This is a genomic window from Tenacibaculum ovolyticum DSM 18103, assembly GCF_000430545.1.
Classification (GTDB): domain Bacteria; phylum Bacteroidota; class Bacteroidia; order Flavobacteriales; family Flavobacteriaceae; genus Polaribacter; species Polaribacter ovolyticus.
Window position 1 is genome coordinate 48,084 of sequence record NZ_KE387164.1, and the last position, 14,441, is coordinate 62,524.

Genomic DNA, 14,441 nt, shown 5'->3' on the forward strand with positions numbered 1-14,441 from the left:
AATATATACGATTAGGTTTATATACTCTTTTTAATTTCTCTAGAAGCAGTTTCAAACTCTTCTGGAGTATTTATATTCCTGATAAAATCATCATCAATTTCTACAATTTTAACGTCAGAATTAATTAGCATTTTACGAGGGCAAGAATAGCCTTGTGCTAAATATTGTAATAATTTTCCGTAAGCTTTAGGTTCGTATATGGTAATTAGTGGTTCTGGAAATTCTTTTCCTTTTCCTTTAATAGTGGTTGCTACTTTACTAGGGTCTCTATTTTCTAATAAAAGTTTAATAATTTCTTCGTTTACAAAAGGAACATCAGTTGCTATTACTAACCATGCAGTATTAGGATTTTGTTGAAAAGCAGAACAAATTCCTCCAAAAGGACCTAGATTTAAAAAGGCATCATGAATTTCATTGTCTTTTTCTGAGGGCTGTTGAATAGAAAAAAAAGTAGGTAATGAACACACCTCTAATAACTCTTTTACGTGCTCTTTTTGAGGTTTACCAAAGTAGTTTAATTCAGATTTGTCAGTTCCCATTCGAGTACTTTTACCTCCAATTAACACTAAACCGTTTATAGGTGCAATATGTTCTTTAATTAAACTTTTTATATGATTTGTGATTTTTTCAACCTGATCAATAGTATAAGAAGTTATGTTTTTAATATTAGGGAATTTCTCTGTTAAACAATCAAAATATGGAGTGTCTTTATTTAATTTTATGACGAACTGAATATTGGTAAGTTGCTCTAAGCGTTTTATTACTGAAGCTTCTTTTTCTTCATCTAAAATTAAAATTTGTTTAGCTCCTTGATAGTGATTCCCGTTAATAAATAGAAAATCATGATTGTAAAATTGTAATCGCTGTTCGTATTTGTTTATAGGTGAATTTGTATTTATTTGAAGATTCCCTTCATGATGAAAGGTGTATTCAGAGAATGTGCTTTGTGAAACATTTTTAGCATGTGAAGCATCAAAATATCCAAGGTTATAATTTGATAATTTACTAGAAACGGTAGTAACTAAATCAGCTATAATACCACATTTTGTTCCTAGAATAGCTACTTCATTAGGCGCAAAATTATCGTTGTGCTTTTTTGAGATGTTTGCGTGTTTTTGATGTTTCTTCATTTTGCTTTTTTTGTGTTTGTAGTATCTTAAATTTCCTTTTTTTGGGTAGTGAAGTTAGATTTTAATATCAGATTTGCCACCAGTTTTTTCTACTAACTTAATGTCTTTAATTACCATTTTTTGACTGATAGCTTTACACATGTCGTAAATAGTTAAACAAGTAGCTGAAGCACCTGTTAAAGCTTCCATTTCTACACCAGTTTTTCCTTCGATAGTTACTTCACAAAACACTTCTACATGTTCGTTGTCAATAATATTTATATCAATATCTACTCCGTTAATTAATAAGGGATGACACATAGGAATAATATCTGAAGTTTTTTTCACTGCTTGGATACCAGCAATAATAGCAGTTTGAAAAACAGGACCTTTTTTAGTTATTAAATCTTCATTCTTAAAGTGAGAAATAATTTCTAAACCTAAAAACATGGTTGCTTTTGCGATTGCAGTTCGTTTCGTGATTTTTTTATCAGAAACATTCACCATTTTAGGCTGGTTTTGTTCGTTTATGTGGGTGAAATTGTTCATTTAATTTTTATATCAAGTGAGTTAAAAATAAATTTTGATAGAATACTAGTTCTTGATACATTTTTATTTCCATTATCATTTCAATAAAACCACTCGAACTGACAAGTTGTATTTTAATATGATATTGTCACATCGAGTGAATTTGATGTCTGGCAGGAAAATCAAATTTGTATCGAGATATTATTTAAACTTCTTCTTTGCTAAATTAGGAAGTTTTTCGAATTCATTATTTATTAAAGCTTCTTTTTTAATTTTTGACCATTTTTTTAGTTGTTTTTCTTTTTCAATAGCTAGTTCTGCATTTGTAAACCCACAATAAAAAACCAATTCTAATGACCTTCTTTTAAAAGTGTAACTCTCTGGGTGTTTTCCTTCTTTATGTTCGATTAATCGTTGTTTAATGTCAGAAGTAAAACCGGTATAATATGAATTATCTGAACATTTTAATATGTAAACGTAATAAAGGTTCATAATTGATTATTAAATAGTTCTCGATACACTTTTATTTCCATTATCATTTCAATAACATTACTCGAATTGACAAGTCATTTTGTTATGCTGTTTATTTTTTATTAAAATGTTTTCAATCTTATTGATTACTTACTATTTGCTTTCGATACAAATTAACAATTCGAATTGTCATTTCGAGTGAATTTGATGTCCGATAGGAAAATTAAATTAGTATCGAGAAGTTATTATTTATATCTTATTACAGGAAAAACAGCTCCTGATTTAAATTCAATTTGTTCTGTTTTGGGGATTTCTATAAAACCATCTGCCTCTACTAAACTAACTAAGTCCCCTGAGCCATTCCCTTTTATTGGAGTTGCTGTTAAATGTCCGAAACGATAACTTAATTTAACTTGTAAAAAGTACGTTAAATTTGATTTAAATATAATATCGTTAGCCAAAATAGCTGTTTCTTCATGTTGTTTTATGCCAACAGATTTATAATACCAAGGGTAAAAATAGGCCAAACAGTTTACAAATGCTGAAACTGGATTCCCAGGAAAAGCAAAAACGATAGCTTTTTTATTTTTCTCACTAATACTTAAAGGCGTTGCGCGCCCGAACCAGAATGGTTTCCCTGGACGTTGTGCTACTTTATGAAATAACTTTTCAACCCCTAATTCAGCTAATACTTCAGGTAAAAAGTCGAACTTTCCTTTGCTTACAGCTCCGCTAAATAAAAGTACATCATATGCTGTTAAGTAACCTGCTATTTTTTCTTTTAGAATAGCTTTATTATCAGTTATGTGAGCAGTTTCTGAAGGAATATTTAATTTATCTAATAACGAAACAAGTGTGTATACATTAGATCTTCTAATTTGAAAATCTAAAGGAATTTCGTTTACAGTTACGAGTTCATCACCAGTAGATACAATCATTACTTTTGGTTGTTTTGCTACTTTTATGGTTGATTTTCCTACAGTAGCAATCACTCCTATTTCTGCAGGAGAAATAACGATATTCTCTTTAATTAAAAGATCACCTTGTTGTTTGTCTTTTCCTTTCGTATGAATATTCTGCTTGTCATTAATGCTGTTAACAGTAATAGTTGCAATTCCGTTTTTTATAGTAACGTCTTCATATCTAATTACAGTATCACAATTATTAGGTAATACTGCACCTGTCATTACCTCAATACAGTTTTCTGAAGTTTGCATAGTTAATTGCTTGCTTCCAGCGGGTTGAATTCCTTCAACCTTAAAACTTCGTTGTCCGTTTTTAAAATGGATGTAGTTAATTGCAATTCCGTCCATAGCAACGCGATCGAAAGGAGGGAAATCTCTATCGGCAACAATAGTTTCTTTTAAAATACGCCCAACAGATTCTATAAATGGAATCTCTTCTACTCCAAAATCCTGTGAATTTTGTAATATTATGTTTTTTGCTTCTTCTACTGAAATCATTATATGAAAAGGTCTAAAAAGTTGTATCTAAAAAAATAAAAAACTAGTAGTAAAAATAGTACAATTAGGTTGTTGATAAACCTATTATTTTTAGAGTGTTTTATTATTATAAATAATAAGTAAATAACTAATAAAATTAAAGGGGAATAATTAAAAGAAAAATCAATATACCATAATTCGGAAACTCTAGAAGCTCCTGCTCCTGACCCCCATATTAAAAAGAAAATAAGTTGGTTTAGAAATAATAAAGCTATTGATAGAATACATAGTAAAATTGTTTTATAAGTGACTATTGACCAATTGATTTTAATTTGTAGTTGTTTCATTATGACTTATAATATTTACCCACCAATAGTACTCATACTTTCACTTACGCTTCCTTTTTTACGATTTGCTTCGGCAATAAAACCATTTTCAGGTTTCTCTTTTATAAGTGATAAAAAGAGTTCTTTTAAGTCGTTATTACTTGCTCCATTACGAATAAAGTCTCGTAAGTTAAAAACTCCATCATCAAACAAACAATTTTTAAAAGTACCTGTTGATGTTACTCTAATACGATTACAATCATTACAAATGGTACGTGTAAAAGCAGGGATAATACCTATAGTTCCTTGATGGTTTTTTATTGAGAAATTACGTGATGTAGATGATTTTTCTGAGATTATATTTTCTACGTTATATTTAGATTTTATTTCTGCTATAATTTTGTTGTAATTCCAGTTTTCTTGAATTTCTCGTTGCCCTTTTCCGTTAAAAGGCATTTCTTCAATAAAACGAACGGCAATTTTTTTGTTTTTTGTTAAACCAACAAAATCATTAATTTCATTGGTGTTAAACCCAGATTGTACAACTACATTTAGTTTTAAATTCAGTGAACTTTGTTCTAATAATTCAAATGTTTTATATACTTCAGGAAAAACATCGCGACGTGTAATTTTAGCAAACTTATCAGCATGTAAACTATCAATACTTAAATTGATATTTTTAACTTTTTCTAGTTTTTCTAACGTTTGTATATGTTTAGAAACTAATGCTCCGTTTGTAGTTATATTAATTTCATCTAACAAATCGTTATATGATAACATTTCTAAAAACGACATAAAATCTTTACGAGCAAAAGGTTCGCCACCTGTTAAGCGGACTTTGTTAACTCCTAGTTCGGTAAGTACGCGAATAAGGCGATACATTTCTTTGTAGGTAAGTAATTCTTTTCTAGGGACAATATCAATACCATGGGCAGGCATACAATACTGACAACGAAGGTTGCAGCGATCGGTTACAGCTAGTCGAACATAACTGATTTGTCTACCAAAATTATCAATAAGTTTACTCATATAACAAAGATACGGTTTAATGAATCAACTATTTCCTGCCATTTATCATAGTTTGCTAAAAATAAAACCTAAATAATTTCCATTTTTTGTAGTAAAAAGGAAGCATTCATATTTTTACAAACCCCGTTTTTCATTTTATAATCAAAATGCAATTCATTATCTATAATTTCGGCATCAAAATAATAGTTTTCAATGGTCGAATATTCTGTTGCTAAATCGCATAAACTTACATCGTGCGTAGCAATAATTCCTGTAGATTGTGATTTATTGAGTTTTTCAATGAATTTTTTTGAACCAATTGCTTTATCCTTGCTGTTTGTACCTTTTAAAATTTCATCTAAAATGATAAAATAATTTTCAGTTTTAATTTCGTTTACAATAAATTTTAAGCGTTTTAATTCAGCATAAAAATAAGATTCATCATCGCTCAACGAGTCTGAAGTTCTCATGCTTGTAATTAGTTTTGTAGGATTGTATATTGCTTTTTCAGTACAAATTGGTAATCCAGTATTCGACATTACAATTGCTAATGAAATAGCTCTTAAAAAAGTACTTTTCCCAGCCATATTTGCTCCTGTAACGATAAAAAAATGTTCATTATCTATTACAAAATCGTTATCTATTCTTTTTGTAGCATCTAATAAAGGGTGTCCTAGGTTTACAGCATTTAAAACTGCTTTTTCTTTGGTTATCGTAGGGAAAATATAGTTGGGCTTGTTAAATACAAAATTTGCTAATGAATTTTGTGCGTCAAAATATGAAACAACACTAAACCATTCTTCAATAGTATTTCTATAAGTGGTAATCCATTTTTCTATTTTAATCGTATTGCGAATATCCCAAAGAAAAAGGCCGTTACCGAAAACAGCAATAATTACATTATTACGTTGATCGAAAGCATCTAGGTTTTTTGAAAATTCTTTAAATATTGTTGATGCTTTCTTATTTTTTTGTTTAATTTTTTCTTGCTTATTTTTTAATGTTGAATTTGTGAACGTTTCATTTTCTATTTGAGCTAGTAACTGATAATATTGATTAAACGTTTCTTTAGCCCTTGTTGTTTCTGTAGCTAATTCTTGTATGTTTTTAATATAGAAAGCAGTAATAAATAAGCCAATAATAAACCAAATTAATACAACTGAAAAAGGAATAATACTAAAAGTAAGTAAGCCAATTAAAACAAGTGATATTACAGAAAAAACATACGAAAACAGTATTAAAAAAGAAGGGAGTTTTTGTTGGTATGTGTGTACCCATTTTACAATAATAGGAATCGCCGTTTTTGTTTGTATTAAACTAGCGACTGCAGAAAAATGTTGACGCCACTTTGCTTTTAAAGAAAGCTCTTTTATAACTTCTTGTCTTTCTTCTATAGTATGAATACCGTTGCTTGTTAAAATATTAGCTAATAATTTTTTTCCTTCGCTTGTAGCAGTTCTGTTTATATATTGAAAGAATGAACCAATACCAAACAAGTCTATATCATTACTAAAATAATGTTCTGGGTTTATAAATTCTTTACCGCTATCTAAATGCGTATATTTTCCTTTTAAAACATCAATTTCAGTTTTATTAATAGCCAGTTTTGCATCCGTAAGTCTTTTTTGTTGCTGTAATTGCGTGTGTTTTGTTATTAAATAAACAAACAATACTATTAAAATAAAGCTGGCGCCAAAAAACAAATTGCTATTTGTAATAGCAAAATATATTGAAAGTGAAATGCTTAAAAAAGTTAAAAGACGTAGAATACTTGTTGTTCTTAATTGTCTTTTAAGGTTAATTAATTCGCTATTTAAGCTGTTTATTTCTTTTTTATAAAAAGGAAAAGGTTGTTGCATTATGTAGTAAATAAATATTCTTGTAAATGTACATATAGCAACTGAAATATCTGTATAAAATTGTATTTTCGTTGTATGCCAACATCATTAGAACTTCAAATAAAAACCTTACCTAATTCACCAGGAGTTTATCAATATTTTGATAAGGAAGATGTGATTATTTATGTAGGTAAAGCTAAAAACTTAAAGAAGCGAGTTTCGTCTTATTTTACGAAAACTCATGAGAATGGAAAAACGAGGATTTTAGTAAAAAAAATTGTTCGAATAGAACATGTAGTAGTTGATACTGAAACTGATGCTTTGTTACTTGAGAATAATTTAATTAAGAAGTACAAACCACGTTACAATGTTTTATTAAAGGATGATAAATCGTATCCATGGATATGCATTAAAAAGGAACGTTTTCCACGTGTATTTTCTACTCGAAGAGTTGTTAAAGATGGTTCTGAGTATTTTGGGCCTTATACAAATATGAAAACAGTACATGCACTCTTGGGGTTAATAAAAGAACTCTATCCATTACGGACATGTACATACGATTTAAGTCAGCCAAAAATAAATGCCGATAAATATAAAGTTTGTTTAGAGTATCATATTGGTAATTGTAAAGGGCCATGTGAAGGATATCAGCATGAAGATAATTATTATGAAGATATTCGAGCAATTAGGGGTATCATTAAAGGTAATTTTAAAGAAAGTTTAGAGCGATTAAAAAATATAATGCTCGATTTTGCTTCTGAAATGAAATTTGAAGAAGCACAAAAAATAAAAGATAAACTAGCGTCTTTACAAAATTATCAAGCTAAATCAACAATTGTAAATCCATCAATTAATAATGTAGATGTATTTTCTATTATTTCTGATGATAGTCATGGTTATGCTAATTTTTTTAAAGTAATGAACGGATCAATAGTGCAATCATATACTACCGAAATAAAAAAGAAATTAGAAGAAACGGATAAGCAATTGTTAGAGTTGTTTATTATAGAAACACGTAATCGATTTAATTCATTATCAAGAGAAGTATATGTTCCTTTTAAAGTAAATTTAGGAGAAAGTATTAAAGTTACAATTCCGAAATTAGGTGATAAAAAAAGAATTGTTGACTTGTCTGAACGTAATGCGAAGTATTACCGAATGGAGCAATTTAAACAAATAAAAATTGTTGATCCAGAACGGCATGTAAAACGAATTATGAGTCAGATGCAAAAAGATTTGCGCTTACATGAAGAACCTCGTCATATTGAATGTTTTGATAATTCTAACATTCAAGGAACACACCCTGTGGCAGCTTGTGTCGTTTTTAAAGACGGTAAACCTAGTAAAAAAGAGTACCGCCATTATAATATTAAAACAGTCGAGGGGCCTAATGATTTTGCTTCTATGGAAGAGGTTGTTTTTCGACGTTACAAACGATTGTTAGAAGAAAAAGAACCATTACCTCAATTAATTGTAATTGATGGGGGAAAAGGGCAATTGTCGTCGGCATTAAAGAGTTTAGATATTTTAGGTTTACGAGGAAAAATAGCGATTATCGGTATTGCTAAGCGTTTAGAAGAAATTTACTATCCAGGAGACTCTGTTCCTTTATACTTAGATAAAAAATCAGAGAGTTTAAAAATAATTCAATTTTTACGTAATGAAGCCCACCGATTCGGAATTACGTTTCATAGAAATAAGCGAAGTAAAAGTGCTATTCAGTCAGAATTAGAGCAAATTCCAGATATTGGTAAACAGACAATAACTAATTTATTGCGTAAATTTAAATCAGCTAAAAGAGTTAAAGAAGCTACCTTTGAAGAGTTAAAAGAAATAGTTGGGTTTTCAAGAGCTCAAAAAATACATAAATTTTATCAAAAAGAAAAAGAATGAAAAAGTTGCTAATTATATTGTTTTTTCCAGCCATAATATTGGCGCAAAGTCAACCCAAAGTTGGACTTGTTTTAAGTGGAGGAGGTGCTAAAGGTTTTGCGCACATAGGTATATTAAAAGAATTAGAAAAAGCAGGAGTTCAGGTTGATTATGTGGGAGGAACAAGTATGGGGGCAATAGTTGGTGGATTGTATGCGTCTGGGTATTCTGCTGATCAAATTGAAAGCATTATTAGAAAGGTTGATTTTAAGAACTTGATGATTGATAAAGTGTCGAGAAATCAACGACCTTTCTTTAGTAAGGAACATAGTGAAAAATATGCATTTACTTTACCTATAAAAGAAGGTGAATTAGGACTGCCATTAGGTTTGTCTAAAGGGCAGAATGTATTAAATTTTTTAACAGAATTATTAGCTCCTGTTGATGAAGTTCGGGATTTTAAGAAGCTTCCAATTCCTTTTTATTGTGTTGCTACAGATATTGAAACAGGTAAGGAGGTTATTTTAGAAAAAGGGTCATTACCTTTAGCTTTAAGGGCTAGTGCAGCTTTTCCTTCATTATTAAATCCTGTTGAAATTGATGGGAAATTATTGGTTGACGGAGGAGTTGTCAATAATTTTCCGGTTGACATCATGAGGAAAAAAAAGATTGATTTAATAATTGGAGTAAGTGTTCAGGGGCAGTTATTAAAAAGAGAAGAGTTATCTTCTATCGCTTCTTTATTACTACAGATTGTGAATTTTCAGATGTATAAAAAATCAGATGAACAAATTGGTTTGTTAAATTTTTATATTCGACCTGATATAATTGAGTATAGTGTAATCTCTTTTGATAAAAAAGATGAAATCATACAAGAGGGAATCAAAGCTGCTAAGCCTTTCCGAATTGTATTTGATAGCATTGCTAAGCTTCAAAAAAACAAAAAGAAATCTCAAGTGTTAAATCTAAGAAAAGGAAAGTTCTTGGTAGACAGAATCGTAATAAAAGGGAATAAAAATTATACAGATAATTATATTTTAGGTAAGTTACAGTTACGTGAAGGTGATAGTGTATCCTATAAAGATATTTCGAAAAAAATAAATACACTAACGGCCACAAAAAATTTTAGAAGGATTGATTATCATTTTATGAAATCGTTTGAAGGAAAAAAACTTGAGTTAATTGTAAAAGAAGAGTCAATAAAATCTTATTTAAGGTTTGGGTTGCATTATGATTTGTTATATAAGTCTGGTGTATTATTAAATTATAATCATAAAAAAATAATAACTCAAAATGATGAATTGTCTTTTGATATCGCTATTGGAGATAGAATTCGGTATGATTTTCAGTATTTCATTGATCATGGAATAAAACCGAGTTATGGTTTTAGGTCACGATATAATTCTTTTAAAAGTGAATTTTTATTCGATAGTAATCTTATTAACATAAAATATAATGATTTTACGAATTCATTATACTTAAAGACAACGTTTGATAAAAAATTCGCATTAGGGATAGGTGTAGAGCATAAAATGCTGCATGCTTCTTCAGAAAATATTTTAACGAATGGAGTAGAAACTTTTTTTGATAAGAGTAATTATCTAAATATTTATTCTTTTTTAAAATTAGATACTTATGATAAAAAAATGTTTCCTACAAAAGGGTTTTATGCAAACTTAGACTTTAAATGGTTTCTTTGGTCAGATAGGAATAATAAGTTGTCTCAGTTAGCTCAAATGAGTGAGCCTTTTCAGCAGTTTTCTCAAATAAAAGGTACAATAGGTTTTGCTAGTACTTTTTATAAAAAATTAACACTTCAGTATACAGGAGAAGCGGGGTATACGTTAGGAAAAAAATTATCAGAAATGTTTGATTATCGTTTAGGAGGCTATAATAAAAATTACATTAATAATTTTACTTCTTTTTATGGGTATGATACAGGTAGCTTAAATGATCAATCTTATTTAAAGTCAGAAATTAATTTAAGATACCAATTTTTAGAGAAGCAATATGCAACATTTATTGCTAATTATGCTAGGGTAGAAGAGAACGTTTTTACGGTAGAAAATTTATTTGATAATATTAAGTCTGGATATGCTTTAGGTTATGGAATGGAGAGTTTTTTAGGGCCAATTGAGATAAAATATTCTTGGTCTCCAAACCATAATGATAAATATTGGTTATTCAATTTAGGTTTTTGGTTTTAGAGCATAAAAAAACCCGTTTCGATAGAAACGGGTTTTTATTTCATAATAAGATTGCCTTACTTACTTTTCTTTTTTAAAAAGAATTTATATTGTAGGTATTGATAAGCGTCTCTAGGTAATATTTTAATCCACTTTTTGTGTTGTACAAACCATTTAAAACGAATAGAATTTACACCTTTTGTTAAATAAGCAGCTATAAAAGGATGTACATTTAATGTAATTTCTTTATAATTTTTACCGCTATTAATTAGGCGTTCAAGTTCAGCTTCTATTTTGTCTATTAAAACAATAGGAGCTTCAACTTCTCCATTCTTATTCGGGTTTGGTTCACGTGTTTTTATTTCTAACTCAGGTCTTACACGTTGTCTTGTAATCTGTACTAAACCAAACTTACTCGGAGGTAATATTTTATGTTTTGTACGATCTAAAGACATTGCATCTTTTAAATGTTGATATAATTTTTGTCTGTTTTCAGTTGTTTTCATATCAATAAAATCAACAACAATAATTCCACCCATATCGCGTAGTTGTAACTGACGTGCTATTTCGGTGGCAGAAATTAGGTTGACTTCTAAAGCAGTTTCTTCTTGGCTTAAAGCTTTATTTGAGCGATTACCACTGTTAACATCAATAACATGCAAAGCTTCGGTGTGTTCAATAACTAAATACGCACCTTTACTCATAGAAACTGTTTTACCAAACGATGTTTTTATCTGACGTTCGATACCGTATTTCTCAAAAATAGGAGTGTCAGTCTTATGAAGTTTTACAATACTTTCCTTTTCAGGGTATATTTCTTGTAAATACTCTTTAATTTCAATCATTAAAGTTTCATCATTGGTTATGATACTTGTAAAAGAATCGTTCATTACATCTCTTAAAATCGAAGATGCTCTGTTTAACTCACTTAATATTTTTGTTGGCGTGTTTTGATTGGCAATGCTATTGCACATTTTTTTCCAACGTTCAAGTGAATTTTGTAAATCTTTATCTAGTTCTGCTACCTTTTTGTCTTGGGCAACAGTACGTAAAATAAGTCCAAACCCTTTTGGTTTGATGCTTTTTGCTAATTTTTTTAAACGTTCTTTTTCTTTTGGATCTGCTATTTTTTGAGATACAGAAACTCTATTAGAAAAAGGAACTAAAACTAAAAATCTACCAGCTATTGATAGTTCCGAGCTGATCCTCGGTCCTTTGGTAGAAATAGGTTCTTTTACAATTTGTACTAATAAATTTTGACCTGATTTTAGTACTTGGTTAATGCTTCCGTCTTTATTGATGTCGTTTTCAGAGCGAAAGTTTTTTAAAGTGAATTCTTTATAATTACCTGTGCTTACCTTCTTAATGAATTTATTTAAGGATTGTACTTGTGGTCCTAAGTCGTGGTAATGTAAAAAACCATCTTTAGGATATCCAACATTTACAAAAGCGGCATTTAAACCAGTCATTACTTTTCCTATTTTAGCTAGGAAAATATCTCCGACTGAGAATTTGTTGTCGCTTGTTTCTTTGTTTAATTCAATAAGTCTACCATCTCTTAGTAGGGCGAAATCAATATCAGAAGAATTTGAACGAATTATTAATTCTGTTTTCATTCTGAATATAGTTTTGTGCCTACGTAAAATTTTACGAAGACGGATTAAAATTTGTAAACAGGTATTTTGTATACCGGTTTTAAGGTGTTAAAACCTTAATGTCAATGAACTTAATAAGCTATAAAAGCAACGAAAAAGTAAGCGTTAGCTTACTTTTTCTTATGACGATTTGCTCTTGCTCTTTTCTTTCTTTTGTGTGTAGAGATTTTAGCTCTCTTTCTTTTTTTACCACTTGGCATAATTTGAAATGTTTTGTAAAACCTTTATTATAAAGGTTTCTGATTAATACTTTTTTAATTACTTTACAGCTACTTTGGTTTTAACACCTTCAGTAAATACTTTTGATGGTTTAAAAGCAGGTATATTGTGAGCAGGTATTTTGATAGTCGTATTTTTTGAAATATTTCTACCTGTTTTTTCTGCTCTTGTTTTAATAATAAAACTACCGAAACCTCTTAAATATACATTGTCTCCACTCTCTAACGCATCTTTTACCTCGTCCATAAAGGCTTCAACAGTCGCTAATACATCCATTTTTTCAATTCCGCTCTTATCTGAAATTTTAGATACGATATCTGCTTTTGTCATTCTATATGTATTTTGAATTTAATTTTTGAAATGAGGCTGCAAATATAAGATAATTATATATAACCCAAAAGGTTAAAATTACAAAAATCTATTATTCTTTTAAAAGCACAAAAACTCTAAGAGATAATCCTTAGAGTTTTTGCATTAACTTTATTATAAATTAATAGTTAGTCTTAAAAATTAAATTATTAAGACTAACTATTATGAAAAATGTTATTTTAGAATATAAAACCAAACAGTTGGATCTGTTGCACTTGTTAATTGTATTTGTGTTGCAGCAGGATCAGTAGTACTCAGTGTATAAGGTGAGTTATCAGCGATAAAATCAACTAATGGTTGTAAATGAGTATAATATTGCCAATTATAGGCACCTTCACCTTTAATAATACTAAGTTGTTCAGCTTCTCCAGGAACTCCTCCAAAACCTAATAAATGCTGTGCTACATACGGGCCCGGATCTGAGATAAAAAGAATACCAGGTTTTGTTTCACCGCTAACAGTTGTATTACCAAATATTAAGAAGTCTCTCAACGTTTCTGAATATACAGTAGTATTAGCGTCTTTTACTTGATTAAACTTGGTAAGAAAAGCAGGAGAAATAGCTCCAGGGATACTAGTGACTATTTGCCAATCTTGATTAATGTTAATTGGTGAAAAAAGAACATATATTATAACATTACCATCTATAGAAATGAGTTGATTAGTATCTTTATTTAAAATAAACTCTAATGCTTCGCTACCTCCTAATGTAATAGGTTCATATAACTTTATTCCTTTGCTAGTATAGTTGTAAGATATTTCAATTGGTTCTTTTCCAGTACCTTGAGGGAAAATTAATTTTGCACCAGTATCAGGTAGCGGTAAATCATTACCATCTAAAGTGACAGCATAAGAAGCAGAAGCTAAATAATCTTTAATACCAAGTACTTTAGTTAAGTACTCTTCAGGTGTTTCATTTAACCTGATCATTCGCATGTTGTTGCGTGATTGTGATCCTTTTAAAGTTATAAGATCATCTGTTTTAGAAATTAAGGCAAATTCGTAATCACCTTCAAGACCATCTGCTAAATTTGAATTTGGTGTTGAAAAAAAGTGAGTTATGGCATTGTAAGTATTAAAAGTTAATAGAGGTCCACCATTAGCAATAACATTGTAAGAGTTTGATTGTCTCGTTGAAAAATCAAATAACTCCATAACAATTTCTGCAGTTAAATCATTATTAAACTTTACTCCATAGTTAAAACCGCCATATTTTTGTGTCTTTTCTGGGTAATATTCTATAATCCAACCATTGTCTGATGAAATTAATAGATCTTTATATTCAGAAATTGATTTTTGTAGCCTTTCTGAAGTAGATTCTTCGAATATTGTTTCCTCTTTATTGGTTTCACATGATGTAGTGATACCAACAAAAAGTAATAGCAATAATGTTTTGTATATAATTTTTTTCATTTTTT

Annotated in this window: 11 protein-coding genes; 2 read left to right on the forward strand and 9 right to left on the reverse strand. The window is 29.5% G+C overall.

The window, feature by feature from the left end; genetic code table 11:
• Positions 1–17 precede the first annotated feature (17 nt).
• From H518_RS0114950 to H518_RS0114975, 6 genes are all read right to left on the reverse strand, one after another.
• Positions 18–1,130 carry an NTP transferase domain-containing protein gene (locus H518_RS0114950; protein WP_028889814.1) on the reverse strand — a complete coding sequence of 371 codons (1,113 nt, stop codon included), beginning with the start codon at positions 1,128–1,130 and terminating at the stop codon, positions 18–20.
• Between the two features lie 54 nt (positions 1,131–1,184).
• Positions 1,185–1,658, reverse strand: a complete 474-nt coding sequence (gene moaC, locus H518_RS0114955) for a cyclic pyranopterin monophosphate synthase MoaC (protein ID WP_028889815.1) — start codon at positions 1,656–1,658, stop codon at positions 1,185–1,187.
• Between the two features lie 180 nt (positions 1,659–1,838).
• Complete coding sequence (locus H518_RS0114960) at positions 1,839–2,129, reverse strand: GIY-YIG nuclease family protein (RefSeq protein WP_028889816.1); 291 nt, start codon at positions 2,127–2,129, stop codon at positions 1,839–1,841.
• A 224-nt stretch (positions 2,130–2,353) separates the two neighbouring features.
• A complete protein-coding gene (locus H518_RS0114965) occupies positions 2,354–3,571 on the reverse strand; it encodes a molybdopterin molybdotransferase MoeA (RefSeq protein WP_028889817.1) in 1,218 nt (405 codons plus the stop codon).
• 341 nt (positions 3,572–3,912) lie between these two features.
• On the reverse strand, positions 3,913–4,905 hold the full coding sequence (gene moaA / locus H518_RS0114970) for a GTP 3',8-cyclase MoaA (RefSeq protein WP_028889818.1): 993 nt from the start codon (positions 4,903–4,905) through the stop codon (positions 3,913–3,915).
• A gap of 68 nt (positions 4,906–4,973) precedes the next feature.
• Entirely contained in the window at positions 4,974–6,743 is a 1,770-nt protein-coding gene (locus H518_RS0114975) for a MutS-related protein (protein WP_028889819.1), read from the reverse strand.
• A gap of 75 nt (positions 6,744–6,818) precedes the next feature.
• Here H518_RS0114975 and uvrC point away from each other — a divergent pair, with 75 nt between their 5' ends.
• Together uvrC and H518_RS0114985 are read left to right on the forward strand one after the other, a co-directional pair.
• Positions 6,819–8,615 (forward strand): excinuclease ABC subunit UvrC, encoded by a 1,797-nt coding sequence (gene uvrC, locus H518_RS0114980; RefSeq protein WP_028889820.1) that lies wholly within the window; start codon positions 6,819–6,821, stop codon positions 8,613–8,615.
• Positions 8,612–10,801: a patatin-like phospholipase family protein gene (locus H518_RS0114985; protein WP_028889821.1), complete on the forward strand. Its 2,190-nt coding sequence runs from the start codon at positions 8,612–8,614 to the stop codon at positions 10,799–10,801. Before uvrC ends, H518_RS0114985 begins: the two co-directional genes overlap by 4 nt.
• 56 nt (positions 10,802–10,857) lie before the next feature.
• Here the strand turns inward: H518_RS0114985 and H518_RS0114990 are convergent, their stop codons facing one another.
• From H518_RS0114990 to H518_RS0115000, 3 genes are all read right to left on the reverse strand, one after another.
• Complete coding sequence (locus H518_RS0114990; RefSeq protein WP_028889822.1) at positions 10,858–12,396, reverse strand: Rne/Rng family ribonuclease; 1,539 nt, start codon at positions 12,394–12,396, stop codon at positions 10,858–10,860.
• A gap of 297 nt (positions 12,397–12,693) precedes the next feature.
• Positions 12,694–13,002, reverse strand: coding sequence for an HU family DNA-binding protein (locus H518_RS0114995; RefSeq protein ID WP_304442567.1), 309 nt, complete (start codon positions 13,000–13,002; stop codon positions 12,694–12,696).
• Between the two features lie 195 nt (positions 13,003–13,197).
• Positions 13,198–14,436: a DUF4302 domain-containing protein gene (locus H518_RS0115000; RefSeq protein WP_028889824.1), complete on the reverse strand. Its 1,239-nt coding sequence runs from the start codon at positions 14,434–14,436 to the stop codon at positions 13,198–13,200.
• Positions 14,437–14,441 lie beyond the last annotated feature (5 nt).

Excerpts from the sequence above, each read along its gene's own strand:
- H518_RS0114975 (WP_028889819.1), bottom strand. The coding sequence starts at position 6,743 with ATGCAACAACCTTTTCCTTTTTATAAAAAAGAAATAAACAGCTTAAAT.
- uvrC (WP_028889820.1), top strand. The coding sequence starts at position 6,819 with ATGCCAACATCATTAGAACTTCAAATAAAAACCTTACCTAATTCACCA.
- moaA (WP_028889818.1), bottom strand. The coding sequence starts at position 4,905 with ATGAGTAAACTTATTGATAATTTTGGTAGACAAATCAGTTATGTTCGA.
- H518_RS0114965 (WP_028889817.1), bottom strand. The coding sequence starts at position 3,571 with ATGATTTCAGTAGAAGAAGCAAAAAACATAATATTACAAAATTCACAG.
- H518_RS0114990 (WP_028889822.1), bottom strand. The coding sequence starts at position 12,396 with ATGAAAACAGAATTAATAATTCGTTCAAATTCTTCTGATATTGATTTC.
- H518_RS0114985 (WP_028889821.1), top strand. The coding sequence starts at position 8,612 with ATGAAAAAGTTGCTAATTATATTGTTTTTTCCAGCCATAATATTGGCG.
- H518_RS0115000 (WP_028889824.1), bottom strand. The coding sequence starts at position 14,436 with ATGAAAAAAATTATATACAAAACATTATTGCTATTACTTTTTGTTGGT.
- moaC (WP_028889815.1), bottom strand. The coding sequence starts at position 1,658 with ATGAACAATTTCACCCACATAAACGAACAAAACCAGCCTAAAATGGTG.
- H518_RS0114960 (WP_028889816.1), bottom strand. The coding sequence starts at position 2,129 with ATGAACCTTTATTACGTTTACATATTAAAATGTTCAGATAATTCATAT.
- H518_RS0114950 (WP_028889814.1), bottom strand. The coding sequence starts at position 1,130 with ATGAAGAAACATCAAAAACACGCAAACATCTCAAAAAAGCACAACGAT.